Raw genomic sequence first — 25,923 nt, 5'->3', positions numbered from 1 at the left:
ACACAAGCCTGCTCCCACGTTGGGTTGGTGTTATGCCTGTTAATCCCGGCGGTTGATCGCCCGCCGCAGCGCCACCAGCCACTTCACCAAGTCCTGCGGATCAATCGGTTTCGCCTCGTTCATCTGTCATTCCCTCGCTGGTTAACTGGCCCTCAGTCTGGCCATGCGCTGTCCTTCCTTGTGGTTCAGCGCTGAAAAAAGACCCTTCCTACATCCCCCAGAACAATAGCTGTCACCTGCCATCCCGGCGAATCCGCAGGTTAGCTTTTTGGGTGATATCAATATGCTATTTCGGTATTTAAATTTTGGTTTTTATACCTTTAAAGTCAGCGTCTGCCGACGTTACCGCGTCGAACCGGACTGCGTTTACGCCGCATTACCCCTGCGGCGCCCAGGACTTGAAATGACCTTAGACTACGCGTTTATCCTCAGCACCCTGCCGGCGTTTCTCAAGGCCGTGGGGGTAACCCTGCAAGTGGGCTTGATCGCCATTGGCACCTCGCTGCTGGTGGCGCTGATCAACGCGGCCCTGCTGGTGTTTCGCACGCCCTACCTGTCGCGCCTGGTGGCGCTGTATGTGGAACTGGCGCGTAACACGCCGCTGCTGATCCAGCTGTTCTTCGTGTACTTCGCCTTGCCGGCCCTGGGCTTGAATATCTCCGGGTTCTGGGCGGCGATCATCACCATGACCTTTTTGGGCGGCGCCTACCTCACCGAAGTGCTGCGCGCCGGTGTGGAAGCCGTGCCGCCGGCGCAGATCGAGTCGGGCAAGTCCATCGGCCTGTCCGACTGGCAGTTGCTGCGCCATGTGATCCTGCCCCAGGCCGGGATCCTCAGCCTACCGGCGCTGTTCGCCAATTTCATTTTTTTGCTCAAGGAAACCACGGTGGTTTCGGCAGTGGCGGTGCCAGAGATTCTCTACACCACCAAAAGCTACATCGCCCTCTACTACAAGACTTACGAAATGCTCGCCGTGCTCACGCTGATTTGCGTGCTGCTGTTTTTGCCGCTGTCGCTGCTGCTCAGCCGTCTGGAAAGGAGGCTCCAGCATGGCCAGTTCGGGTCTTGAGTTGTTGTGGGTGTCGTTGCCGCAACTGGGCAAGGGCGCTGCGCAAACCCTGTCGATTTCATTTTTGAGCATCGCCTTTAGCACGATTGGCGGGGTGCTGTATGGGGTGCTGCGCACCTTGAATGTGCGCGCGATCAACCTGTTGCTGCGCATCTACCTGGAGTTGTTCCGCGCGATTCCGGTGCTGGTGTGGCTGTATCTGCTGTTTTTTGGCCTGCCGATTTTCACCGGCCTGAGCATCCCCAGTTTCTGGTGCGCGGTGCTGGTGTTGTCGCTGTGGGGCGCCAGTGAAGTGGGCGAAGTGGTGCGCGGGGCCTTGCATTCGCTGCCGCGCGGGCAGCGGGAGGCGGGGCTGTCGATTGGCTTGTCAGCGCCGCAGCTCTACGGCTACGTGCTGCTGCCCCAGGCGCTCAAGCGCATGACGCCGCCGACCATCAACGTCTACACGCGGATCATCAAGACCAGCTCCCTGGCGGTGCTGATCGGCGTAGTGGATGTGATCAAGGTCGGCCAGCAAATCATCGAGCGCACCTATGAGTCGGTATTGATCTATGGCGCGCTGTTCCTGTTTTTCTTCTTTATCTGCTACCCGTTGTCGGCCGCCTCCAAGGTGCTGGAACGGCGCTGGGCCCAAGCATGAGCGCATTGATCGAGTTCCAGGGTTTCAATAAATTCTTCGGCGAACAGCAGGTGCTCAATGGCATCGACCTGAGGGTGCAAAGCGGCGAAGTGCTGGTGATCCTCGGCCCCAGCGGCTGCGGCAAAAGCACCTTGCTGCGCTGCCTCAATGGCCTGGAAGTGGCCCACAGCGGCAGCCTGCGCTTTGCCGGCAAACAGCTGCTGGATAAACACACCGACTGGCGCCAGGTGCGCCAGGACGTGGGCATGGTGTTCCAGAGTTACCACCTGTTCCCCCATATGAGCGTGCTCGACAACATCCTGCTGGGCCCGCTGAAAGTACAAAAGCGCGGGCCCCGCGAAGCCCGCGAGCAGGCGCAAAAACTGCTGGAGCGGGTGGGGCTCGCCGACAAGCGCGATGCCTTCCCGCGCCAGCTCTCGGGCGGCCAGCAGCAACGCATCGCCATCGTCCGTTCGCTGTGCATGAACCCCCAGGTCATGCTGTTTGATGAAGTCACCGCCGCCCTCGACCCGGAAATGGTCAAGGAGGTGCTGGAAGTGATCCAGGGCCTGGCCCGCGATGGCATGACCCTGCTGATCGTCACCCACGAAATGGCCTTCGCCCGCGCCGTCGCCGACCGCGTGGTGTTTATGGAGGCCGGCCGCATCCTCGAACACAACACCCCCGAGGCCTTCTTTACGAACCCGCAGACCGCACGCGCGCAGCAGTTCCTCGAGAAATTCTCGTTTGTTTCAACACTGCCCAAGAAAATCAAGGAACTGGAGCTGTCATGAAAACTGCCAAGTTGTTACTGCCGCTGCTCGGCCTGGCCTTACTGGCCGGCTGCAACAAAACTGAAGAACCGGCCAAACCCGCCGCTGCCGCGCCGGCGGCGGTGAGTTATATCGACAAGATCAAGGCTCGCGACAAGCTGATTGTCGGCGTGTTTACCGACAAGCCGCCGTTTGGCTTTGTCGATGAAGCCGGACGCTACGTCGGCTTCGATACCGATATCGGCCGCCGGTTTGCCAAGGACCTGCTGGGCGACGAGAACAAGGTCGAGTTCGTGGCCGTGGAACCGGCCAGCCGCATCCCGTTCCTGCAGAGCGACAAGGTCGACCTGATCCTCGCCAACATGACCGTGACCCCGGAGCGCAAGGAAGCGGTGGAGTTCACCAACCCCAACCTGAAAGTCGCGGTCCAGGCCCTGGTGCCTAACGACAGCGTGGTCAAAAGCCTCGACGACCTGGCGACCCGCACCACCATCGTCACCACCGGCACCACTGCCGATATCTGGCTGACCAAGAACCACCCGGACTGGAAACTGCTCAAGTTCGAGAAAAACACCGAGTCGCTACAAGCCCTCTCGGCTGGGCGTGGCGATGCCTATGCCCAGGACAACCTGGTGCTGTTCAGCTGGGCCAAACAGAACCCGGGCTACCGCGTGCTCGAACAGAAACTGGGTGATGAAGCACCGATTGCGCCGGCAGTGAAGAAGGGCAATATCGAACTGCGCGACTGGGTGAATGCCGAATTGGCGAAGTTGGGCGAAGAGAAGTTCTTGCTCAAGCTGTATGACCAGTACGTGCGCAAAGAACTGAGCGATGAGACCAAGCCTGAGAGTGTGATTGTTGAAGGGGGTAAGTGGCAGGGTTGATCCCCGGCCTCTGTGTTGTTTGATCTACTGCCATCGCGAGCAAGCCCGCTCCCACATTTGCATGTATTCACTAATCAAATGTGGGAGCGGGTTTGCTCGCGATGGCGGCAGTACAGACGCCGCTTACTGAGGCCAATGCCAGGCCGGCTCATCCAACACCCGCTGCCCCACAATCTGCGTCTGCCCCAGCACCTTCTCCAGCACAATCGAATTGCATCCCTCATCCTGCTGCAACGCCGCAATCAAGCGGCTGGCATGGGACACCACCCACACCTGGCAGTGCTTTGATGCCTGGATAATCAGGCGCGCCAAGGCCGGCAACAGGTCCGGGTGCAGGCTGGTTTCCGGTTCGTTGAGTACCATCATCGTCGGCGGGCGTGGCGTCAGCAGGGCGGCGATCAGCAGCAGGTAACGCAAGGTGCCGTCCGATAACTCTGCCGCCGACAGTGGCCGCAGCAAGCCTTCCTGATAAAACTCAATGGCAAAACGTCCGCCCTGCAACGGCTCGATATGCAGGCGTGCGCCGGGAAACGCATCACTCACCGCCTGCTGTAATGCCTCGGGGTTGCCGATTTCGCGGATGGTCTGCAACGCGGCCGCGAGGTCGCGGCCATCGTGATGCAGCACCGGCGTGCGCGTACCCAGTTGCGGCTGGCGCACAGGTGCATCGGCGTCGCTGCGAAAGTGATCGTAGAAGCGCCAGCCACGAATGCTTTCGCGCAGCATCAGCACTTCCGGCGAGCCGCGCAGGCTGCCGACCTGGTCGAACAGGCTGTGGTAGTTCGGCGTGTGCTGGGCCAGCACATCCCAGGCCTGCCCGTCTCGGGCGCGCACCATCGCCCCGGAGCGCTGCACCAGCAGGCTGGCCGGGCGATAGACGTGACCGGCCCAGATGCATTCCTTCTTGATCTCGGGGTCGAGGGAAAAATACGACGAGCTGGGTACTGGCAAGCCCAGGGAAATCGCGTAGCTGAAATCCTCCCCGGCAAAGCCCAGGCGCAAGCGCTTGGCGCCTAGGGCCACGCTGCCTTGTACCGGGATTTCGCCATTGAGCATGCGCCGGCTGACGTTTTCGGGGCCGGCCCAGAACGTCGAATCCAGGCCCCCTTCACGGGCCAGCGCATTGATCACGCCGCCCTGGGCGGTTTCTGCCAGCAGGCGCAAGGCGCGGTACAGGTTGGACTTGCCGCTGCCATTGGGGCCGGTGATCAGGTTCAGCCGATCCAGCGGTACCACCAATTTATTGATCGAGCGGTAATTGGCTACCGCTAAGGTCTTGAGCATTGAGGGCGTTCCGCGCCGGCATGGACCAACATCTTATCGCGTAGAACCGCATCATCGCAGGCCTGTAAATCACTCAGATGAAGGTGGAACCCTGAACTAAGCTCACAGTCGCATACACACTGGCACGTCAGTATTACGCGAAAGGAGTCTGCATGGGCGGTCCCACCTCAACAGTTATTTGTGGCCTTGCCCTGCTGGCATTGCTGAGCGGCTGTGGCCAGGAAAAACCTGAACCCAAGGCCCATTCCAGGGTGTTTGTGCAAACGGTGCAGCCGACCGATTTCGCCGCCGCAGTGACCCTTACCGGAGATATCCAGGCGCGGGTGCAGACCGATTTGTCGTTCCGCGTCGGCGGCAAAATTATCCAGCGCATGGTCGATGTCGGCGACCGCGTGACAGCCCGGCAAGTGCTGGCCAAGCTCGATCCCAAGGATTTGCAGACCAATGTCGATTCCGCCCAGGCCCAGGTGGTGGCGGAACAGGCACGGGTCAAACAGACGGCCGCGGCCTTTGTGCGCCAGGAAAAACTCCTGCCCAAGGGCTACACCAGTCGCAGCGAATACGACGCCGCCCAGGCTGCATTGCGCAGCAGCCAAAGTGCCCTGGCGGCCGCGCAGGCGCAGTTGGCTAACGCCCGTGAGCAACTGGGCTATACGGCGTTGATCGCCGAAGCGCCGGGGGTGATTACCGCGCGGCAGGCTGAAGTCGGCCAGGTGGTGCAGGCCACCGTGCCGATTTTCAGCCTGGCCCGTGATGGCGAGCGCGATGCGGTGTTCAACGTCTACGAATCGCTGCTGGCGGAGCCTGTGCCGGATGTACCAATCACTGTCAGCCTGCTGGACAACCCGGGCATCAAGGCCGTGGGCCGAGTGCGTGAAGTGACCCCGGCCGTCGCCGCCAACAGCGGCACGGTGCAAGTAAAGATCGCCCTGGATGCCTTGCCCAAGGGCATGCAACTGGGGTCGGTCGTCAGTGCCACTGCCAACGGGCAAGCCAAACCCAGCGTCGAGCTGCCCTGGGCGGCACTGACCAAAGACCTCAGCGAGCCTGCCGTGTGGCTGGTGGACGGTGACGGCAAGGCGCAATTGCACAAGGTCACTGTCGCGCGCTACCTGACCGGCAAAGTGATCATCAGCGATGGCCTCAAAGGCGGCGAAAAAGTCGTGGTGGCCGGCGGGCAATTGCTGCACCCAGGCATGTTGGTGGAGATCGCCCAGGCGCCGGACCAGGCCCAGGCCAACGGAGTGCAGCCATGAAGCGCCTGACGCTGATCCTCGCCAGCAGCCTGTTGCTGATCGCCTGTTCCAAGGAAGAGCCGGCGCCGGAGCCTATAAGACCAGTGCTCTGGGTCGAGGTGAAAGCTGAAGACCAGGAAAACCTCGGACGCTTCGCCGGCACGATCCAGGCGCGCTACGAAAGCAACCTGGGCTTCCGAGTGCCCGGTCGTATTGCCCGGCGCGCGGTGGATGTGGGCGCCGAAGTGAGCAAGGGCGCCTTGCTGGCGGTGCTTGACCCCACCGACCAGCAGAACCAGTTGCGCGCCGCCCAGGGCGACCTGGCGCGGGTCCAGGCGCAATTTATCAATGCCCAGGCCAATGCACGCCGCCAGCAGGAACTGTTCAACCGTGGCGTCGGCGCCCAGGCGCAACTGGACATTGCCCAGACCGACCTGAAAACCACCCAGGCCTCTCTCGACCAGGCCAAGGCGTCGGTGGCCCAGGCCAGGGATCAGCTCAACTACGCCGAACTACGCACCGACCACGGCGGCATCGTGACCGCCTGGAATGCCGAAGCCGGCCAGGTGGTCAGCGCCGGCCAGCAAGTAGTGACCCTGGCCCGCCCGGATATCAAGGAAGCGGTGATCGACCTGCCGGCTGGCCTGGCCGAGCGCTTGCCGCCTGATGTGGTGTTTCTGGTGGCCAGCCAGTTGGAGCCCGGCATCAACACCACCGCCACCGTGCGCGAGATCGAGCCTCAGGCACAAAGCGCGACTCGCACCCGTCGCGCGCGCCTGACCCTGGCCAAGACGCCCCCGGCGTTCCGGTTGGGCACGGCGATCAGTGTGACCTTGAGCTCGGCCATCGCCCCACGTATCGAACTGCCCGCCAGCGCGGTGCAGGACGTCGAGGGCAAGACCCGCATCTGGGTCATGGATCTGCAGCAGCAGACCGTGCAGCCCCGTGACGTGACCCTGGTTAGCCGTGATGCCAGCAGTGTTGTGCTCAGCGGTGGGGTGCAGCCTGGCGAGCGTGTGGTCAGCGCCGGCGTCAACAGCCTCAAGCCCGGACAAAAAGTCAAAACCGACGAGGACAGCCCACGATGAAAGGGAGCTTCAACTTATCCGACTGGGCGCTCAAGCATCAGTCCTTCGTCTGGTACCTGATGTTCGTTGCGCTGCTGATGGGCGTGTTTTCCTACATGAACCTGGGGCGCGAGGAAGATCCGTCCTTCACCATCAAGACCATGGTGATCCAGACCCGCTGGCCGGGCGCGACCCAGGAAGAAACCCTCAAGCAGGTCACCGACCGCATCGAGAAAAAGCTCGAAGAGCTGGACTCGCTGGATTACGTGAAAAGCTACACCCGGCCCGGCGAGTCCACGGTTTTCGTGTTCCTCAAAGACACCACTAGCGCCAAGGCGATCCCCGAGATCTGGTACCAGGTGCGCAAGAAGGTCGACGACATTCGCGGCACCTTCCCCCAGGGTTTGCAGGGGCCGTCGTTCAACGACGAGTTCGGTGATGTGTTTGGCTCGGTGTATGCCTTTACCGCCGATGGCATGTCGATGCGCCAGCTGCGCGACTACGTCGAACAGGTGCGCGCCGAGATCCGGGCGGTGCCGGGGTTGGGCAAGGTCGAGATGATCGGCCAGCAGGACGAAGTGATTTACCTGAATTTTTCCACGCGCAAACTCGCCGCCCTGGGGATTGACCAACGGCAAGTGGTGCAGAGCCTGCAATCGCAGAACGCGGTGACCCCGGCCGGGGTGATCGAGGCCGGGCCGGAGCGGATTTCGGTGCGTACCTCCGGGCAATTTGCCTCGGAGAAGGATCTGGCCGACGTCAACCTGCGGCTCAATGACCGCTTTTATCGCCTGGCGGATATCGCGGATATCAGCCGTGGTTATGTGGATCCGGCGCGGCCGATGTTTCGTTTCAATGGCCAGCAAGCCATCGGCCTGGCCATCGCCATGCAGAAGGGCGGCAATATCCAGGAATTCGGCAAGGCGCTCCACCAGCGTATGGATGAGCTGACTGCCGACCTGCCGGTGGGCATCGGCGTGCATAAGGTGTCGGACCAGGCCGAGGTGGTGGAAGAGGCCGTCGGTGGCTTCACCAGTGCGCTGTTCGAAGCGGTGATCATCGTGTTGGTGGTGAGCTTTATCAGCCTCGGCCTGCGCGCCGGGCTGGTGGTGGCGTGCTCGATCCCGCTGGTGCTGGCGCTGGTATTTGTCTTTATGGAGTACAGCGGCATCACCATGCAGCGGGTGTCGCTGGGTGCGTTGATCATCGCCCTCGGTTTGCTGGTGGATGACGCGATGATCACCGTGGAAATGATGATCACGCGCCTGGAAAAGGGCGAGACCCTGGAGCAGGCGGCGACCTTCGCCTACACCTCCACCGCGTTCCCGATGCTCACTGGCACCCTGGTGACCGTGGCCGGCTTTGTACCGATTGGCCTTAACGCCAGCTCGGCGGGTGAGTACACCTTTACCCTGTTTGCGGTGATTGCCGTGGCGATGCTGGTGTCGTGGGTGGTGGCCGTGTTGTTTGCGCCGGTGATCGGCGTGCATATCCTCAGCACCAAGGTCAAACCCCACAGTGACGAGCCGGGGCGGGTCGGGCGGGTGTTCAACGCCGGCATGCTGTGGGCCATGCGCAATCGCTGGTGGGCGATTGGCCTGACGGTGCTGCTGTTTGCGGCGTCGGTGTTTTCCATGCAGTTTGTGCAGAACCAGTTTTTCCCGTCGTCGGATCGCCCGGAGATCCTCGTCGACCTCAACCTGCCGCAAAACGCCTCGATCAATGAAACGCGCAAGGCCGTGGACCGGCTGGAAGCGATCATCAAGGACGACCCGGATATCGCGCGCTGGAGCACCTACATCGGCCAGGGCGCGATCCGTTTCTACCTGCCCCTGGACCAGCAACTGGAGAACCCGTACTACGCGCAGCTGGTGATCGTCAGCAAGGGTCTGGAGGAGCGCGGCGCGTTGATCGAGCGCCTGCAACAGCGCTTGCGCGATGATTTCGTGGGCGTCGGCAGCTTTGTCCAACCCCTGGAAATGGGCCCGCCGGTCGGGCGGCCGATCCAGTATCGGGTGTCGGGCAAGGACATCGACCAGGTGCGTAAACACGCCATCGAGCTGGCGACGTTGCTGGATAAAAACAGCCACCTGGGCGAGATCATCTATGACTGGAACGAGCCGGGCAAAGTGCTGCGGATCGATATTGCCCAGGACAAGGCGCGCCAGCTCGGGCTGTCGTCCGAAGACGTGGCGCAGTTGATGAACAGCGTGGTCAGCGGCTCGGCGGTGACCCAGGTGCACGACGATATCTACCTGATCAACGTGGTGGGTCGTGCCGAAGACGCCGAGCGCGGCACTCCGGAAACCTTGCAGAACCTGCAGATCGTCACGCCCAGCGGCACTTCGATCCCGCTATTGGCCTTTGCCACCGTGCGTTACGAGTTGGAGCAGCCGCTGGTGTGGCGTCGCGATCGCAAGCCGACCATCACCATCAAGGCCGCCGTGCGCGACGAGATGCAGCCGACCGATCTGGTCAAGCAGCTCAAGCCGGAAATCGAGAAATTCAGCGCCGGTTTGCCGGTGGGCTACACGGTCGCTACCGGCGGTACCGTGGAGGAAAGCGGCAAGGCCCAGGGCCCGATTGCCAGCGTGGTGCCGTTGATGCTGTTCTTGATGGCGACCTTCCTGATGATCCAGTTGCACAGCGTGCAGAAGATGTTCCTGGTGGCCAGCGTGGCCCCGCTGGGCCTGATTGGCGTGGTCCTGGCGCTGATTCCCACGGGTACGCCCATGGGCTTTGTGGCGATCCTGGGGATCCTCGCGCTGATCGGCATCATCATCCGCAACTCGGTGATCCTGGTGACCCAGATCGACGCCTATGAACAGGAAGGCTACACGCCATGGGACGCGGTGGTGCAGGCCACCGAGCACCGGCGCCGGCCGATCCTGCTGACGGCGGCGGCGGCCAGCCTGGGCATGATCCCCATCGCCCGGGAAGTGTTCTGGGGGCCGATGGCCTACGCGATGATTGGCGGGATCATCATCGCCACCCTGCTGACGCTGCTGTTTTTGCCGGCGTTGTATGTGGCCTGGTACAAAATCCGCGAGCCTGAGGCCGCGCCATAAGGCAAACACGCTGTTGGACATCACTATTGTGGCGAGGGGGCTTGCCCCCGTTGGGCTGCAAAGCAGCCCCAAAACCGGCCACCTCAGTGTGTCTGATACAACCCGGTGGATCTTACAGGGGCCGCTGCGCAGCCCAACGGGGGCAAGCCCCCTCGCCACAGGGGCAGGCAGTGGGAAAACTCTCTGAATGTGTATTGGATTAGTTCCGGTCAACGAACTGTTTTACCCTCGGGCTTTCGCTCCTCTGAAGGCCCACGTCATGATCCTTAACCTGCGCCGAGCCTTGTGCATCTGCGTGCTGCTGCTGTCGCCACTGGCCGTTGCCGGCACCGTTCTGGAAAACCCCCAATGGCGCATCGAGCTCGACCCGGCGAACCTGGCCGTGCGCGTGACCCCTTCCGGCGGCGAGCCGGTGCAGGCCTCCAGCGGCGTGGCTACCCATAAGGTCAGCCAGTTGCAACAGTCCACTCAACACGCCAACTGGCAATGGGACAACGGTGCCTATCGGCTGAACGCCACCCTGGACCAGCGTGACCTGATCCTGACCATCACCGCCCGCGAGGCCGGCGAGCTGGAGATCGTCCGCCAGCCGGCCAGCGCCATGGGCAAGGGCCTGATCTGGCCGCTTGCCGAGGGGCATTACGTGCCAGCCGGCAACAGCCTCTGGCAGCGCTTTTTGCTGGAGCAGGGGGATGTCAACAGCACCCAGGACCTGAGCCTGCCGTTATGGGGCGTCGATCACGCAAGCTTCACCCTCAACTGGCTGCTGACCAACCCCTACAACAACCGTTTGCAGTGGCAGGCCGAGGGCCCGCGCCTGGGCTTGTCGTTGCATCATGAATTCACCGCCCTGGACCCCACCGCGCCCATGACCCTGCGCCTGAATCTGGGCGAGGCCGATTTGCTGGCCGGTGCCAAGCGCTACCGCCAATGGCTGGTGGAACAGGGGCTCTACGAGCCGTTGGCCGACAAACTGCAACGCCTGCCGGCCGGCGAAAAGCTATTGGGTGCCAGCCACGTCTACCTGTGGGGCAATGACCTGCTGGGCCTGGGCGATGTGCGCGATTGGGAGCAGTTACGCACCGTGCTGCGTGCACCCGATGGCTTGGGCGCACAACTCAATGGCCTGCTGGATTCGGAGGCGGCACAGGTGGTGCAAGCCCCCCAGCCGTTTCTGGATCGCTACCAGCAAGCTGTGTTGCTCAGAGGGCTCAACGCGGCGCTCAACAAAAAGGCGCGCCAGGGCTGGCAAGCCACGACCGAGCCCGACATGCCCGCGCTTGCCCAAGGCTACGGCGCACTGCGCCAGCAACTGGCACTGGCGTTTGCCGGTGCCTTGCGTGCCAACCCCGAAACCTGGGGCAGCACGTTATCCTCGACGACGATCAAGACCCTGCAGGAGAGTGGCCTGCCACGCCTGCTGCTGACCCTGGGCGAAGGCTGGGAGGGCGGGCTCTGGCACCCGGAGGCGGTGCGTGACGGGGTCGCGGCCGGGTACTTGATGGCGCCTTATGATTCCTATGAAACCGCCCTGGCAGCCAGCGAAAACCCCGACTGGACCACCGCGCACCTGGGCAGCCGCGCCTACCGCGACTGCGCGATCATGCTGAAGAACGGCCAGCTCAAGACCGGCTTCCAGAAGTCCGGGCACTACACCGACCCGCGCTGCGTCCGCCCATTGCTGGAGGCGCGGGTGACGGCGGTGCAGGCCAAGGCCGGGTTCAATGCCTGGTTCCTCGACGCCTATGCCACCGGCATGCTGTTTGACAGCTATCGCTCGGTGCTGGGCATGACCCAGGCGCAGAACGCCCAAGGCAATATCGACGCCGCCCGCTGGATCGCCAGCCACCTCCAGTTACCGGTGGGTTCCGAAGATGGCAACGCCACCACCGCTCGCGGCGTGTTGTTCGCCCATGGCATGCAAACCCCGGTCATGGGCTGGGGTGATCGTGAGATGACCCAGGACAAGCAATCACCGTACTACGTGGGGGCCTGGTATCCACCGGAGGAACCGGCGGTGTTCTTCAAACGCGTGCCGCTCAAAGAGCCGCTGCGCAGCGTGTACTTTGCCCCGGCGATGCGCCTGCCGCTGTATCAGGCGGTGTTCCATGGCTCGGTCATTACCAGCCATCACTGGTTGTTCGACAGCCTGAAGCTGAGCAATGTGCAGGCGGAAAACGAGCTGGCCCAACTGCTGTACAACGTGCCGCCGCTCTATCACTTGAGCGCCGCTACCTTGAAGCAGCGCTTGCCGATGATCCAGCGTCAGGATGGGTTCTTCCGGCCGTTGCATGAGCGTCTGGCGACCCAGGCAATGACGGATTTTCGCTGGCTGAGCAACGACCGGCTGGTGCAGCAGACCACGTTTGCCGATGGCACGCGGTTGGTGGCCAACTTTGCGCAGGAGGAACGGGACGGGTATGCGGGGCAGAGTGTGACGGCGTGGGTGGTGGGTGAAAGTCCGGTGGTGTATCAGGTGGCTCAGCAGCGCCCTTGAGGCCATCGCGGGCAAGCCCGCTCCCACAGGGGGGGGCTCGACCAGGCAGGGAATTCTGGACACACCACAAACCAATGTGGGAGCTGGCTTGCCTGCGATGACGGTATGTCAGCCACCAAAAATAGTGCCTGTACTACCGCCATCGCGGGCAAGCCCGCTCCCACAGGGAGGGCTCGACCAGGCAGGGAATTCTGGACACACCACAAACCAATGTGGGAGCTGGCTTGTCTGCGATGACGGTATGTCAGCCACCAAAGATAGTGCCTGTACTACCGCCATCGCGGGCAAGCCCGCTCCCACAGGGGGGGCTCGACCCGGCAGGGAATTCTGGACACACCACAAACCAATGTGGGAGCTGGCTTGCCTGCGATGACGGTATGCCAGCCACCAAAAATAGTGCCTGTACTACTGCCATCGCGGGCAAGCCCGCTCCCACAGGGGGGGGCTCGACCCGGCAGGGAATTCTGGACACACCACAAAACAATGTGGGAGCTGGCTTGTCGGGTCGCCGCATCGCTGCGATAGCGTCCGCTCAGACACCCCCTACCTTACGCCACACACTGGCCAACCAAGGCTGCTGCTCGCGCGGCAGTCCTGCCGGGCGACAGTAGTGTTCCAACTCCACAAACCCTGCGGTGGTCAGCAGCGCCTGCCAGGCCGCAAGGTCGTGATACGAGCCATAACGCGGGCCGTTCCAGCCCTCCTGGTTTTCCCCTCTGGGGTTGGAGCTGAACAACACCCCGCCCGGTTTCAGCGCAGCCTGCAGTTGCTGGAGAATGCGCGGCAGTTCCTGCTTGGGGATATGAAACAGCACCGCATTGGCAAAAATCCCGTCGAAGCGCGCGGCCGGCAGATCCAGTTTGAGGAAGTCCTGGTGCAGTACTTCACAGCCGCTGTCCTGGCGCGCCATCTGCGCGAAACGCTCGGCGCCATCCAGGCCTACGGCGATATGCCCAAGCCGGGTGAAGGTCTGCAAATCCCGCCCCGGTCCGCAGCCGAAGTCCAGCACGGTAAACGGCGCCTGCGCCTGGATATGCCGCAGCAACGCGTCGATGTTCTGGCTCACATCATGGTCGCGGGTACCTTCGCGAAAATCCTCGGCCACCTGGTTGTAGTGACCCAGGGTGGTAGAGGTGATCTGGTCGAGGTCGTCGGGGGCGAGTTTCATGGCAGTCGGCACCAGGGCAAAGAGAGGTGCCGACTATACCTCAGCGCTTGTTCAGCCCGCGCGCCAGGCGATCGCCACCCAGTTGGATCGCGGCCACCAGCAGGACCAGCAACACAATCACCGTGAGCATGATCTGGCTGTCGAAACGCTGGTAGCCGTAGCGGTAGGCAATATCCCCTAGGCCACCGGCGCCAATCGCTCCGGCCATGGCCGACGAGTTGATCATGGTCACCAGAGTAATGGTGAACCCGCCGACAATCCCCGGCAGCGCTTCCGGCAACAGCACATGCCTGACGATATGCCAGCGCCGGCAGCCCATGGCCTGGGCGGCTTCGATCAGGCCATGGTCGACTTCCCGCAGGCTGACCTCGGCGATTCGCGCAAAGAACGGCGTGGCGGCGATGGTCAGTGGTACCACGGCGGCCCATACACCGTAGGTGGTGCCCACAATCAGCCGGGTGAAGGGGATCAGCGCCACCATCAGAATCAGGAACGGGATGGAGCGGAACAGATTGACGAACGCCCCCAGCACCCTATTCAACGCGGGGGCCTGGTAGATGCCGCCCTTGTCGCTGGTGACCAGGAACACCGCCAGCGGGATACCCACCAGCAGCGCGATCAACGACGACACGCCGACCATCAACAAGGTGTCGATGGCGCCCTGCAATAAACGATCAAACCACATAGCCCAGCACCTCCACCTGTTGTGCCCAGCGCGTGGCGCGGGTGCGTAATGTGTCGGCGTCCAGAGCGGAGCCGGTCACTGCCAGCAGCAATTGCCCCAGGGCGTGGCCCTGGATGCGCTCGACCCCGCCTTGCAGCAGGCGCACGCGCCCACCCAGGGCGCTGAACAGTGCGGCGAGGTCCGGTTCATCCGCGCTGGCGCCGGTAAATTGCAGGCGCAGCACCACGGCCGCATCCGCCGACGCTGGCGTGGCCCGCAGGCGCTTTTGCAGTTCCTCGGGCAAGCCATGTTGCAGGGGCGCGAGCAGGGTTTTACTGACCTGATGCTTGGGGTTGCCAAACACTTCCCACACCGGGCCTTGCTCGACGATCCGCCCGTGTTCCAGCACCACCACGCGGTCGCAGATTTCGCGGATCACCGCCATCTCGTGGGTGATCAGCACGATGGTCAGGCCCAGGCGCTGATTGATCTCGCGCAACAGGCCGAGGATCGACTGGGTGGTCTCCGGGTCCAGGGCCGAGGTGGCTTCGTCACACAGCAGGATCTGCGGGTCGTGCACCAGCGAGCGGGCGATGCCCACCCGTTGCTTCTGCCCGCCGGACAACTGCGCCGGGTACGCCTGGTGCTTGTCCTGCAAACCCACCAGCTCCAGCAGCTCGCGGACCTTGTGCTCGCGTTGCGGCTTGGGCACACCGGCGACTTTCAGTGGCAGCTCGACGTTCTGCCACACGGTCTTGGCCGACATCAGGTTGAAGTGCTGGAAGATCATGCCGATGCGTCGCCGCAGGGCCACCAGACGGTCTTCGTCGAAATCGCCGATATCCACCTGGTCGATCAGCACTCGGCCGCTGCTGGGTTGTTCCAGGCGGTTGATGGTGCGGATCAGCGACGACTTGCCGGCGCCGCTGCGGCCGATGATGCCGAACACTTCGCCACGCTGGATCGCCAGGTCGATGCCTTGCAGCGCATGCACCGTGCCGTCATAGGTTTTGCCCAGGTTGATAAAACGCACATGGGCGTGGTTCAAGTCAGGGTGTAGCTCTGTCTGTTGCGCGTCCCTGGGCAGTGCGCCCAGGTCGCGCAGTTGGGCATTGGCGGCGCTCATATTCAGCCTTCCCAGCCGACTTGGTACAGCGTGCCCAGGGATTTATCCAGGGCCGCGCGGACCACCGGCGAATGCTGGTAGATCTCGACGAACTTGATCACCCGTGGGTCGGTTGTGCCTTTGGGCTGGGTCACGAACTGGATCACGTATTCCGGGTGGTCAAGGCCATCGAACAGCAGCGCCGACTCGGCATTGAAGGTCTTGGACAGGCGAATATAGGCCGGGTAGCCCTGCACCAGGTCGGCGTCGTCATAGGCGCGCACCAGCTGCACCGCTTCGACCTGCAGGATCTTGAGCTTTTTCGGGTTGGCGACGATGTCGTCTTCGGTGGCCTTGTAGCCCACGCCCGGCTTGAGGGTGATCAGGCCGGCCTTGGCCAGCAGTTGCAGGCCGCGCCCGCTGTTGATCGGGTCGTTGGCGATGGCCACGCTGGCGCCCTGGGGCAGCTCATCGAAACTTTTGAATTTTTTCGAGTACAGACCGACGTTGTTGATGATCCCCGGCTTGAACGGCACCAGGTCAAAACCGGCGGCGGCCTTGGCGTTTTCCAGGAACGGAATGTGCTGGAAGTAATTCACGTCGATATCGCCGGCGGCGAGGCTGACGTTGGGCGCAATCCAGTCGGTGAACTCCACCAGCTCGACTTTCAGGCCCTGCTTGCCGGCCTCTTCGACGGCGGCTTCGAGGGGAATGGCGAAGGCCGCCGTGGTGCCGACTTTCAGCGGCGCATCGGCGGCAAACACCGCCGAGCTGAACAGGCCGAGGGCCAGGGCCAGTGCTTTGACTGGGTGGGACAGCAGTGTTGTTTTCATGGTCGATTTCCAGTCATAAGGTGTTGGTATGAGCAATAAAGGTCTAAATGTGGGAGTGGCGGTAGGTGGAACCGGTGTGTTGTTCGGGTAAGTGCGCTTCGCGGTGGAAGACCTTTTCTCGCAAGGTTCCGCTCTCATAAGCAGTCTTGTATGACCCACGCCTTTGCAACTCGGGAATCACCAGCTCGATAAAATCCACATAGCTCTCCGGCGTAACAATGCGCGTCAGGTTGAAGCCATCCAGCCCGGTCTCGCTGATCCAGGATTCCAGCTCATCAGCCACCTGCGCAGGCGAACCCACCAGGGTGATATAGCGCCCACCCAACGCGTGTTGTTCCAACAACTTGCGCCGGGTCCAGTCGTTGTTCTGCAAGGCTTTAGTGGCTGATTGGATCGCGTTGCTCTTCACGTACTGGATCGGTTCGTCCAGCTCGTATTGCGAGAAGTCGATGGCGGTGGAGGCGCTGAAATGTGCCACGCCGGCCTCGGCGCTGGCGTAGCTCAGGTACTCGGCATGCTTGGCCCAGGCCAGCGCCTCGGTGGCGCCGACAATCACGTTGAGCCCCATGAACACCTTGATGTCATCTGGGTTGCGCCCGGCTGCGACCGCGCTGGCGCGTACCTTGTCCACTTGCACCTTGGTCGCAGCCTTGTTCTGCCCGCTGATAAACACGCACTCGGCATGGCGCCCGGCAAACACCAGGCCGCGTTCCGAACTGCCGGCCTGGAACAGCACTGGCGTGCGCTGCGGCGAGGGCTCGCACAGGTGATAGCCCTGCACCTGATAGAACTCGCCATGGTGCTCGACCTTGTGCACCTTGCCCGGTTGGGCATAGATCCGTTGTTGCGCGTCGTTGAGTACCGCGCCGTCTTCCCAACTGCCTTCCCACAGCTTGTACAGCACCTCCAGGTACTCGTCGGCCTGGTCGTAGCGCCGGTCATGTTCGACCTGCTCGGTGAGGCCCATGGCCTTGGCGGCGCTGTCCAGGTAGCCGGTGACAATGTTCCAGCCCACCCGGCCACGGCTCAGGTGATCGAGGGTGGACATGCGCCGGGCGAACAGATACGGCGGCTCGTAAGTCAGGTTGGCGGTCAGGCCGAAGCCGAGGTTTTTCGTTACGGCGGCCATGGCTGAGACCAGTAGCAGTGGGTCGTTGACTGGCAGTTGAATCGACTCCTTGAGCGGTACCTCGACCGAGCCTTGATAGACGTCGTACACGCCAACGATGTCGGCGATAAACAAGCCGTCGAACAGCCCACGCTCCAGTAGTTGCGCTAGTTCGGTCCAGTATTCGACGGTCTTGTACTGGGTCGAGGTGTCCCGTGGATGCGTCCACAGGCCATGGTTGATATGCCCGATGCAGTTCATGTTGAAGGCATTGAGCAGGATCTTTTTCTTCAACATCAGATGGTCCCCCGCAGCGGCGGGTTTTCATCGTTGAGGTAGTAATTGCCGACGGCGTGGTACTTCCAGCGCACCGGGTCGTGCAGGGTGTGCACCCGGGCGTTGCGCCAGTGGCGGTCCAGGCCATGTTCGGCGAGGGTTGCCTGGCTGCCGGCGAGTTCGAACAGGGTGCTGCCGGCGGCCAGGGAAATCTCGGTGCTCAGGGCGCGTACTTCAGCCACGGCAATCGACGCCGCCGCGACGGTTTGCGCATTGCTGTCGGCCTGGGCGCGGTCGAGGAATTCGCCGGAGCGCTCCAGCAGGGCTTCGGTGGCGTGCAGGCGGATGCTCAGGTGGCCGAAGCTTTTCAGGGTCAGCGGGTCTTCGCTGGCCGTGTCATTGCCCGAGTCGATCCACGGCCGGGTCTTGGTGCGCACAAAATGCAGGGCATCTTCAAAGGCGGCGCGGGCGATGCCGGTGTCGATGGCCGCGTGAAGGATCTGCGCCAGCGGGCCCACGGTGGTCGGGCGCTCGAAGGCGCTCTGGAACGGAATCACGTCTTCGGCTGCGACCCACACATTGTCGAACACCACCGAACCGCTGCCGGTGGTGCGCTGGCCGAAGCCGCTCCAGTCGTCGATCACCGTCAGGCCCTGGCTGTCGTGTGGCACAAAGGCCAGTTGCTGCACGCCGTGCTCATCCACCACCGAGGTGGGAATGCGCTGAGCGTAGATCGCGCCGGTGGCGTAGAACTTGCGGCCGCTGATGCGAAAACCGTCGCCGTCGCGCACAAGTTTCGTCACCCGGTCATGGGCGGTCTTGGTGCCCAGTTCTGCCAGGGCATTGCCAAAGCGCTGGCCGGCCAGCACCTCGGCATACAGGCGTTGTTGCTGCGCCGGGCTGCCATTGATGCGCAGCACTTCCAGGGCATAAAAATGGTTCTGCGGGATCTGCCCCAACGAGGCATCGGCCTGGGCGATCAGGGCAATGACCTTGGCCAGGGTGACGTTGGACACGCCAGCGCCGCCGTATGCCTTGGGCACGCTGATGCCCCACAGGCCGGAGCGGGAAAAGGCTTCCAGTTCGGCGAGCGGCAGGCGGCGTTCACGGTCGCGCAGGGCGCTGTCGCGGCGAAAGTCTTCGGCCAGGTCGCTGGCGACAATCAGGGCTTGTTCATCGCTGGTGATGACCGCGACGGAATGGGAAAGCGTCATGTTTTTCTCCAGAGGTCTGGTCGTCAGATCCAGGAATGCCGGGCCGGCAAGGTTCCGTTGAGGTGCCAGGCGCCCACCGCGTGATACTTCCAGCGCACCGGGTCGTGCAGGGTGTGCACCCGTGCATTGCGCCAGTGGCGGTCGAGGTTGAACTCGGCGAGGGTGGCGCGGCTGCCGGCCAGTTCGAAGAGTTTCTCGCTGACCAGCAGCGAGACTTCGGTGGTCAGCACCTTGGCTTGTGCCACGGCAATCGAGGCCCGGGCGGCGGAGTGTGCGGTGATGGGCGCGGCGCTGACCTGGTCCAGCACCTGGCCGGCCTTGCGCAGCAGGGCTTCGGCGGCGTGCAGTTCGATTTTCAGCTTGCCGATATCGGCGATCACATAGAGGTCGTCGCTGGCCCGTTCGACCTTGGCGTCGATCCACGGCCGCGAGCGTTCACGGACAAAACTGATGGTGTCGTCGAGGGCGCCACGGGCGATGCCGGCGTCGATGGCCGCCTGGATCAATTGCGAGACCGCGCCCTGGATGCCCGGGGTTTGCCCCAGGCGCCAGATCGGTACCACCAGATCGGCGTCCACTGGCACAGTGTTCAGCAACACGGTGCCGCTGGCGGTGGTGCGTTGGCCAAAGCCCGACCAGTCATCGACGATGCGCAATCCCGGGGTGCCACGGCGCACAAACGCCATGACCTGGCGGCCTTCGTCGTCCAGGGCCTTGACCGCGACCCAATGGGCAAACAGCGCGCCGGTGGAGTAGAACTTCTGGCCGTTGATGACAAAACCGTCACCCTCGGCGCTGATCCGGGCCTTCACATCCAGGGTGTTTTTGGTACCGCGTTCCGGCCCGCCATTGCCGATGCGCCAGCCGTCGAGCACGCTTTGGAACAGCTGTTTTTTCTGTGATTCGCTGGCGGCGCCTTGCAGCACGTGCAAGATGCCAAAGTGGTTCTGCGGGATCTGCCCCAGGGCCGGGTCGACGGCGCTGATAATCGCGAACACTTCAGCCAGGGTCACAAACGACACTTGCGGGCCGCCGTATTCGCGGGGGATGGAAATGCTCCCCAGGCCACTGCGGGTGAACTGTTCGATTTCGGCCCAGGGCAGTTTGCGCTGGCGGTCGCGCAGCCCGGCTTGCAGGCGGGCGGCCTGGGCAAGCGCGTGGGCAGCGGCGAGGGCTTCACTGTCGTTGCGCAGCATCTGGGTGGGCAACAGCAGCGGGGCGATATCCAGATCGCTCTGGAGGGGCGATTGCGCCAAGTTAGACATCGGTGCGCCCCTGCGTGGCGACACGTGATGCCCTGGCGTTGTGCTCCGGGGTAATGTTGACCATACCTACCTCACATCCGTGGAAGAGCTAAAAATCAGGAATGTCCGGTGGTCCGGTGCATATACCCTAAGCGTGTTTATTTTTTAAATAAACTAACTTTTAGGAATATGCATAGAAGGTCTGTCACCCCGGTTCGCACGGCGAGCCAGGGCGCCGGGGCTGGTACACCGACAAAGCATCGGCTGCGCCTGTGGCGTTGGCCTGGGCGATGCTCACGATGCGCCCGGGCGCCCAGCGCGAGTTGTTGCCCACGCGGTCGATCACGCAGTAGGTGACCTCCTGGCGGGCATCGTCCCCGGCCTCCAGGATCAGCGCCGAAGGTACCCAGACCTGCACGGGGTGCCCCACCTCGGCGGCCTGGATCGGGGGCAGGTCCAGGCGCGCGTCGCCCCAGCGCAGAGTGATTGCATCACCGGCGGCCATGTTCAGGTAGGGCTCGATGGTCAACGGCACGCCCCGGCGGATCTGGCTGGGGTTGACGCCATGGCGGCGGATGGTTTCGGGCAGGGCGACGGGGGCCAGGTTCTGGTTTTCTTCGGCACACAGCACTGAAGGCTGCCCACCCGGGCAAGCGGTCTTGACCTGCACCCGGGTAATCATGGAGCGCGCCGGGCCGCGCCCCACTTGCATGACCCGGTAATGAATGCGTGCAGCACCGTTTTGCACAAAGCTTTCGGGCACCCGCAGATGGCTGGTCAAGCCGATATCGGCGGCGCCTACACGCTTGGAGGCGGCAAAGCAGTTGTTCCAGAACAACTCGATCAAGTCGCCCTTGCCCATGTCCGGGTAGGGGGCGATATCGACCTGCAAATGAGTGGCGGCCTGCGCGTTGATACCTTGTTTATGAGCTTGGGGTACTGTCGGCGCGGCGAGCATGGTCAGGGGGGTAATGTGCGTCATAAATAATCTCCTTGATGCAGCCAGCAGCGATCGTTCCGAACCTCAGGCGTGGGGTTCGAAAGGAACGATTTTTTTGAAAAGCCAGGATGGGATCCAATCCTTTGAGCCCTAGATAAGAGGGTTGGCCAGGGGGCGTCAATGGCGGCAAAAGGCTAAACGGCGGGTTTGGGATTATTCAGAAGGGTCTTACTGGAGGGTGTTATTAAAGGGGGTTTTGACAGGCACTTTGCCGAATGAATACGGGGATTTTTCCGAAAGTCACAAACCTTGTAGGCGCCGGCAAGCCGGCTCCTACAGGGGGTGGGTCAGTGGGTGAGGAATTTGCTGAGGAACTGCCGGGTGCGTTCTTCCCTGGGGTTGGCAAACAGCGCCTTGGCTTCGCCTTGCTCGACGATCACACCCTTGTCGAAGAAGATCACCCGGTTGGCCACGTCACGGGCAAAGCTCATTTCGTGGGTGACGATGACCATGGTGCGTTTCTCTTCGGCGAGGCTGCGGATGGTCGCCAGGACTTCGCCTACCAACTCCGGGTCGAGGGCCGAGGTCGGTTCATCGAACAGGATCACTTCCGGCTCCATCGCCAAGGCTCGGGCAATGGCCACCCGCTGCTGCTGGCCACCGGACAGGCGCCGGGGGTAGGCGTCTTCCTTGCCCGCCAGGCCAACCTTGGCCAGCAGTGCGCGACCGAGGCGGTCAGCGGCTTCGCGTGGCATCTTCTTGACCACCAGCGGGCCTTCGATGACGTTCTCCAGGGCGGTGCGATGGGGGAACAAGTTAAAGCCCTGGAACACAAAACCCACATGCTGGCGCAGGCGCCGCACCAGGCCCTGTTGCTGGTTGAGCGGGCGGCTGCCGTCGATCTCGATGTCGCCGACCTTGATCCGGCCACTGGTGGGTTCTTCGAGGAAATTCAGGCAGCGCAGGAAGGTGGTCTTGCCGGAGCCGCTGGGGCCAATGATGGCGACAACTTCGCCTTCCTGGACCTCCAGGTCGATCCCGTTGAGCACCACCTGGCCCTTGAATTGTTTGGTCAGTTTTTCAACCACGATCATGCTTCAAGACTCCAGGTCATGCCGGTTGACCCGGTCTTCCAGGCGATTCTGAAAATGCGCCAGGATGCTGGCCAGAACCCAGTAGATCAGGGCTGCGGACAGGTACATGGTGAAAATTTCAAAGGTGCGTGCCGATACCAGTTGGGCCTGGCGGAACAGCTCGGGCACCTGGATGGTGGCGGCCAGCGCCGTGTCTTTTACCAGCGAAATAAAGCTGTTGCCCAGGGGTGGCAGGGCCGTGCGCATTGCCTGCGGCAGGATGGCCCGGCGCAAGGTCTGTGCGCGAGTCATGCCGATACTGGCGGCAGCTTCCCACTGGCCACGCTCGATGGAGGCAATGGCGGCGCGCAGGATTTCACAGGCATAGGCCGCCATGTTCAGCGAGAAGCCGATCATCGCTGCCGGGATCGGATCCAGCTCGATGCCCACCTGCGGCAAGCCGTAGTAGATCAAGAACAGCTGCACCAGCAACGGCGTGCCGCGAAAGAACGAGACGTAGACCCTGGCCGTCCAGCTCAAGAGCTTGAAGCGCGACAGGCGCATCAAGGCCAGGCCGAAGCCCAGCAGCAAGCCGAAAAACATCCCGCCGAGGCTGAGAATCACCGTGTAGTACGCGCCCTTGAGCAGAAAGGGCGCGGAATCGAGCGCGAGTTGGAAACCTGCTTCCATTATTGGGTGACGTCAGCGTTGAAGTATTTCTCGGACAGCTTCTTCAAAGTGCCGTCGGCGCGCAGTTTGTCGAGGGCCTGGTTGACCGCTTCAAGCAGTTCAGGCTCGCCTTTGCGCAGGGCAATCCCGGCTTCCTGGCGGGAGAAGGCTTCACCGGCAGCGGCGGTGTCCTTGGCTTTTTTCGCATATTCGAGGGCTGCCAGGCGGTCGATCAGAATCGCGTCGATACGGCCGATGCGCAGGTCCTGGAATTTGGTGGGGTCGTCGTTATAGGTCTTGATGATGGCTTTGGGCTGGTTGTCCTTGAGCCATTGTTCGTAGTTGGTGCCAAGGCCCACCCCGACTTTCTTGCCGGCCAGGTCGTCGGCGGTCTTGATGGTGTCGACGTTTTTCGCCAGGGTCAGCGCCTGGATCCCGGAGACGGTGTAGGGCTTGGAGAAATCGTATTTTTTCTTGCGCTCTTCGGAGATCGTCACCTGGTTGACCACTGCGTCGAGGCGCTTGGATTCCAGGGCGGCGAGGATGCCGTCCCACGGGGTAGCCTGCAGCTTGACCTTGACCCCCAGCTCCTTGGCCAGGGCTTCGGACAGCTCGGCTTCAAAGCCACTGAGCTTGCCGTTTTCATCGACGAAACTGAACGGTGGGTAGGTGCCTTCCAGGCCGATTTTGATCTCGCCGGCTTTCTTGATGTTGCCCAGTTGCTCGCCGGCAACTGCCTGGCCCAGCAAGCCGGCGCCAAGCGCCAGGCCCAATGTGCCAACCAGCAACGTGCGACGCAGTACAGAAATAGTCATGACAAGCCCCTGTGTTTTTTATGGTGAGCGAAGCAGGTGACGCAGTGGTCGTATCCTGCCCTAAAAACGCGGTGTGTGGGAGCGCGACTATAGGGCGAGTTTGAAAGCGTTAAAAATAATATAAATTAAACTTTATATTCCATTTTTGCATATGAAGTGGAGATTCAATGTGTCCAGTCAGAACACTGAGTCATAGGCAAACAACGCCGGCGCGCCGCCGGTGTGCAGGAAGATGATCGGCCCTTCAGCGAAGGCCTGGCGACCGATACCGTCGAGCAACCCGGCCATGGCCTTGCCGGTGTAGACCGGGTCCAGCAACAGGCCTTCCTGGCTTGCCAGCAGCTTGATTGCCGCCAGGGTGCCGGCGTTGGGTTCGCCGTAGCGCGGGGCGAAGTATTCGTCCCATAAAATCACGTTGAAGGCGTCGGGTACCGCCACCCCCAGCAACTGCGCCGTGCGCTCGGCCAGGCCTTGGACCTTGGGCCGTTGCGCTTCGTCGGTGCGCGACACGGTGACGCCAATCACCGGCAAGTCCGGCAGCACTTCACTCAACGCCAGGGCCAGGCCGCTGTGGGTTCCGGCGCTGCCGGAGGCCAGGACCACTGCCGCGAACTGCAGGCCGCTGTCTTCGATCTGCCCGGCCAGTTCCAGCCCGGCCCGCACATAACCCAGGGCGCCCAGGGCGTTGGAGCCGCCAATGGGCACTATGTAGGGGTTTTTACCATTGCTGCGCAGGCGTTCGGCCAGGGCGTTGAGTTGCTCGTCGGCGTTGTCCAGGTTTTCGACCAATTCGACCTTGGCGTCGAACAACTCGACCAACAGGCGGTTGCCGTTGCCCAGGTAGTTGGGGTCGTCGGTGCCCGTGGGATTTTCCAGCAGGGCGACACAGCCCAGGCCCAGCTTGGCGGCGAGGGCTGCGGTCTGGCGCACATGGTTGGACTGGATCGCGCCGGCGGTGATCAACGTGTCGGCGCCTTGGGCCAGGGCATCGGCGGCGAGGTATTCGAGCTTGCGCAGCTTGTTGCCGCCCATGGCCAGCGGCGTGGTGTCATCGCGCTTGATGTAGATATCACGGCCCAGCCAGGTCGACAGTCGTTCGAGTTTTTCCAGGGCGGTGGCGCCGCCCAGCAGGTTCAGACGATTAAAACGGTCGAGCTGTTGTTTGATCATGGTTACGCACGGGTAATAGAAGATGGGGGGGACTATAGGCAGGGCTTTTTGCCGGGGCAACCGCCAGATGCTTATGCCAAAGTGTTATTAGCATCGCACCATTGGTTCTTAAGGGCCGCCCGGTTGCATACCGTAAAGTGTGGCCATTACCTCAGGAGGGAATACCGTGAGTGAGCGTTCCAGTCATTGGCAGTTACAGACCATCGTCAGCCAGTTGCGCGGCGCCCGGGATCAGTGGCGTACCCGCAATGGGCGGGTCAGCGGCGAACAGGGCGGTCGCGAGTTACCGTCGCGCGAGGCCGTGGCGCAAATTCTTGAAGCGCTGTGCGGTGCGCTGTTCCCGATGCGCCTGGGCCCGGTGGATCTGCGTGAGGAAAGTGAGGACTTCTACGTCGGCCATACCCTGGATGTGGCGCTCAACGCCTTGCTCGCCCAGGCCCGCCTGGAGTTGCGCTATGCCGCGCGCCAGGGCGGCAATGCCGATAAGGAAGTCGATGCACTGGCCATCCGCTTGATCCAGGACTTTGCCCTGGCTTTGCCGGCGCTGCGCAGTTTGTTGGACACCGATGTGCTGGCGGCCTATCACGGGGATCCGGCTGCACGCACGGTGGATGAGGTGCTGCTGTGCTATCCGGGCATCCTCGCGGTGATCCACCATCGCCTGGCCCACCATTTGTATCGCGCCGGGCTGCCTCTGCTCGCGCGGATCAGCGCGGAAATCGCGCATTCGGCCACTGGCATCGACATTCACCCAGGCGCGCAGATCGGCCCGAGCTTCTTTATCGACCACGGCACGGGTGTGGTGATTGGCGAAACGGCGATCATTGGCGAGCGGGTGCGTATCTATCAGGCGGTGACCCTGGGCGCCAAGCGTTTCCCGGCGGATGAAGATGGGCAGTTGCAGAAGGGCCATCCACGCCACCCGATTGTCGAGGACGATGTGGTGATCTACGCCGGGGCGACGATCCTGGGGCGAATCACCATCGGCAAGGGTTCGACCATTGGCGGCAACGTGTGGCTGACCCGCAGCGTGCCGGCGGGGGCGAATATCACGCAGGCGAACTTGCAGCATGATGACGGGACGCAGAAGTAGCGACGACCTGATGGGGGAGCGGGCTTGTGTGGGAGCGGGCTTGCCCGCGATGGCG

At 62.5% G+C, this 25,923-nt stretch carries 22 protein-coding genes; 9 read left to right on the top strand and 13 right to left on the bottom strand.

Annotated features, from left to right (window positions below; translation table 11 throughout):
- Positions 1-403: 403 nt before the first annotated feature.
- From HBR93_RS06105 to HBR93_RS06090, 4 genes are read left to right on the top strand one after another with little or no spacing between them, the layout of a single operon-like run.
- Positions 404-1,069: an amino acid ABC transporter permease gene (locus HBR93_RS06105; protein ID WP_169959987.1), complete on the top strand. Its 666-nt coding sequence runs from the start codon at positions 404-406 to the stop codon at positions 1,067-1,069.
- On the top strand, positions 1,050-1,709 hold the full coding sequence (locus tag HBR93_RS06100; protein WP_057437022.1) for an amino acid ABC transporter permease: 660 nt from the start codon (positions 1,050-1,052) through the stop codon (positions 1,707-1,709). The genes HBR93_RS06105 and HBR93_RS06100 overlap by 20 nt, the downstream gene beginning before the upstream one ends.
- Positions 1,706-2,482 (top strand): amino acid ABC transporter ATP-binding protein, encoded by a 777-nt coding sequence (locus tag HBR93_RS06095; protein ID WP_169959986.1) that lies wholly within the window; start codon positions 1,706-1,708, stop codon positions 2,480-2,482. Before HBR93_RS06100 ends, HBR93_RS06095 begins: the two co-directional genes overlap by 4 nt.
- Positions 2,479-3,345, top strand: coding sequence for a transporter substrate-binding domain-containing protein (locus tag HBR93_RS06090; RefSeq protein ID WP_057437024.1), 867 nt, complete (start codon positions 2,479-2,481; stop codon positions 3,343-3,345). Before HBR93_RS06095 ends, HBR93_RS06090 begins: the two co-directional genes overlap by 4 nt.
- 123 nt (positions 3,346-3,468) lie before the next feature.
- On the opposite strand, the gene HBR93_RS06085 is transcribed toward HBR93_RS06090, so the two are convergent.
- A complete protein-coding gene (locus HBR93_RS06085) occupies positions 3,469-4,629 on the bottom strand; it encodes an AAA family ATPase (RefSeq protein WP_169959985.1) in 1,161 nt (386 codons plus the stop codon).
- A gap of 152 nt (positions 4,630-4,781) precedes the next feature.
- Here HBR93_RS06085 and HBR93_RS06080 point away from each other — a divergent pair, with 152 nt between their 5' ends.
- The 4 genes from HBR93_RS06080 (at position 4,782) to HBR93_RS06065 (ending at position 12,496) form a co-directional block, all read left to right on the top strand.
- A complete protein-coding gene (locus HBR93_RS06080) occupies positions 4,782-5,885 on the top strand; it encodes an efflux RND transporter periplasmic adaptor subunit (protein ID WP_169959984.1) in 1,104 nt (367 codons plus the stop codon).
- The gene (locus tag HBR93_RS06075) at positions 5,882-6,952 is read left to right on the top strand and encodes an efflux RND transporter periplasmic adaptor subunit (RefSeq protein ID WP_169959983.1); all 1,071 of its coding nucleotides are present in this window, start codon (positions 5,882-5,884) and stop codon (positions 6,950-6,952) included. Before HBR93_RS06080 ends, HBR93_RS06075 begins: the two co-directional genes overlap by 4 nt.
- Positions 6,949-9,999 carry an efflux RND transporter permease subunit gene (locus tag HBR93_RS06070; RefSeq protein ID WP_120731218.1) on the top strand — a complete coding sequence of 1,017 codons (3,051 nt, stop codon included), beginning with the start codon at positions 6,949-6,951 and terminating at the stop codon, positions 9,997-9,999. The genes HBR93_RS06075 and HBR93_RS06070 overlap by 4 nt, the downstream gene beginning before the upstream one ends.
- A 259-nt stretch (positions 10,000-10,258) precedes the next feature.
- Positions 10,259-12,496, top strand: coding sequence for a glycoside hydrolase (locus tag HBR93_RS06065; RefSeq protein WP_169959982.1), 2,238 nt, complete (start codon positions 10,259-10,261; stop codon positions 12,494-12,496).
- 532 nt (positions 12,497-13,028) lie between these two features.
- Here the strand turns inward: HBR93_RS06065 and HBR93_RS06060 are convergent.
- From HBR93_RS06060 to HBR93_RS06005, 12 genes are all read right to left on the bottom strand, one after another.
- Complete coding sequence (locus HBR93_RS06060) at positions 13,029-13,664, bottom strand: class I SAM-dependent methyltransferase (RefSeq protein ID WP_169959981.1); 636 nt, start codon at positions 13,662-13,664, stop codon at positions 13,029-13,031.
- A gap of 40 nt (positions 13,665-13,704) precedes the next feature.
- Positions 13,705-14,349, bottom strand: a complete 645-nt coding sequence (locus HBR93_RS06055) for a methionine ABC transporter permease (RefSeq protein ID WP_057957985.1) — start codon at positions 14,347-14,349, stop codon at positions 13,705-13,707.
- The gene (locus tag HBR93_RS06050; protein ID WP_057437032.1) at positions 14,339-15,454 is read right to left on the bottom strand and encodes an ATP-binding cassette domain-containing protein; all 1,116 of its coding nucleotides are present in this window, start codon (positions 15,452-15,454) and stop codon (positions 14,339-14,341) included. Before HBR93_RS06050 ends, HBR93_RS06055 begins: the two co-directional genes overlap by 11 nt.
- Before the next feature lie 2 nt (positions 15,455-15,456).
- Positions 15,457-16,266, bottom strand: coding sequence for a MetQ/NlpA family ABC transporter substrate-binding protein (locus HBR93_RS06045; RefSeq protein ID WP_169959980.1), 810 nt, complete (start codon positions 16,264-16,266; stop codon positions 15,457-15,459).
- Positions 16,267-16,309: 43 nt separating this feature from the next.
- On the bottom strand, positions 16,310-17,671 hold the full coding sequence (locus HBR93_RS06040; RefSeq protein WP_169959979.1) for an LLM class flavin-dependent oxidoreductase: 1,362 nt from the start codon (positions 17,669-17,671) through the stop codon (positions 16,310-16,312).
- Positions 17,671-18,864 (bottom strand): SfnB family sulfur acquisition oxidoreductase, encoded by a 1,194-nt coding sequence (locus HBR93_RS06035; protein ID WP_057957989.1) that lies wholly within the window; start codon positions 18,862-18,864, stop codon positions 17,671-17,673. Before HBR93_RS06035 ends, HBR93_RS06040 begins: the two co-directional genes overlap by 1 nt.
- A 23-nt stretch (positions 18,865-18,887) precedes the next feature.
- The gene (locus HBR93_RS06030) at positions 18,888-20,129 is read right to left on the bottom strand and encodes an SfnB family sulfur acquisition oxidoreductase (RefSeq protein WP_169959978.1); all 1,242 of its coding nucleotides are present in this window, start codon (positions 20,127-20,129) and stop codon (positions 18,888-18,890) included.
- A 184-nt stretch (positions 20,130-20,313) separates the two neighbouring features.
- Positions 20,314-21,090: a hypothetical protein gene (locus tag HBR93_RS06025; protein ID WP_169959977.1), complete on the bottom strand. Its 777-nt coding sequence runs from the start codon at positions 21,088-21,090 to the stop codon at positions 20,314-20,316.
- A 305-nt stretch (positions 21,091-21,395) separates the two neighbouring features.
- The gene (tcyN, locus tag HBR93_RS06020; RefSeq protein ID WP_057437038.1) at positions 21,396-22,142 is read right to left on the bottom strand and encodes an L-cystine ABC transporter ATP-binding protein TcyN; all 747 of its coding nucleotides are present in this window, start codon (positions 22,140-22,142) and stop codon (positions 21,396-21,398) included.
- A gap of 3 nt (positions 22,143-22,145) precedes the next feature.
- Complete coding sequence (tcyL, locus tag HBR93_RS06015) at positions 22,146-22,811, bottom strand: cystine ABC transporter permease (RefSeq protein ID WP_032884921.1); 666 nt, start codon at positions 22,809-22,811, stop codon at positions 22,146-22,148.
- Positions 22,811-23,605: a cystine ABC transporter substrate-binding protein gene (tcyJ, locus tag HBR93_RS06010; protein ID WP_057437040.1), complete on the bottom strand. Its 795-nt coding sequence runs from the start codon at positions 23,603-23,605 to the stop codon at positions 22,811-22,813. The genes tcyL and tcyJ overlap by 1 nt, the downstream gene beginning before the upstream one ends.
- A gap of 177 nt (positions 23,606-23,782) precedes the next feature.
- Positions 23,783-24,775: a D-cysteine desulfhydrase gene (locus tag HBR93_RS06005; RefSeq protein ID WP_057437042.1), complete on the bottom strand. Its 993-nt coding sequence runs from the start codon at positions 24,773-24,775 to the stop codon at positions 23,783-23,785.
- Between the two features lie 166 nt (positions 24,776-24,941).
- Here HBR93_RS06005 and epsC point away from each other — a divergent pair, with 166 nt between their 5' ends.
- Complete coding sequence (epsC, locus tag HBR93_RS06000; RefSeq protein WP_057957992.1) at positions 24,942-25,868, top strand: serine O-acetyltransferase EpsC; 927 nt, start codon at positions 24,942-24,944, stop codon at positions 25,866-25,868.
- Positions 25,869-25,923: the final 55 nt, after the last annotated feature.

It is taken from the genome of Pseudomonas sp. WS 5411 (assembly GCF_012985595.1).
Lineage (GTDB): Bacteria > Pseudomonadota > Gammaproteobacteria > Pseudomonadales > Pseudomonadaceae > Aquipseudomonas > Aquipseudomonas shahriarae.
This window is presented reverse-complemented; position numbering and strand designations above follow the sequence as displayed.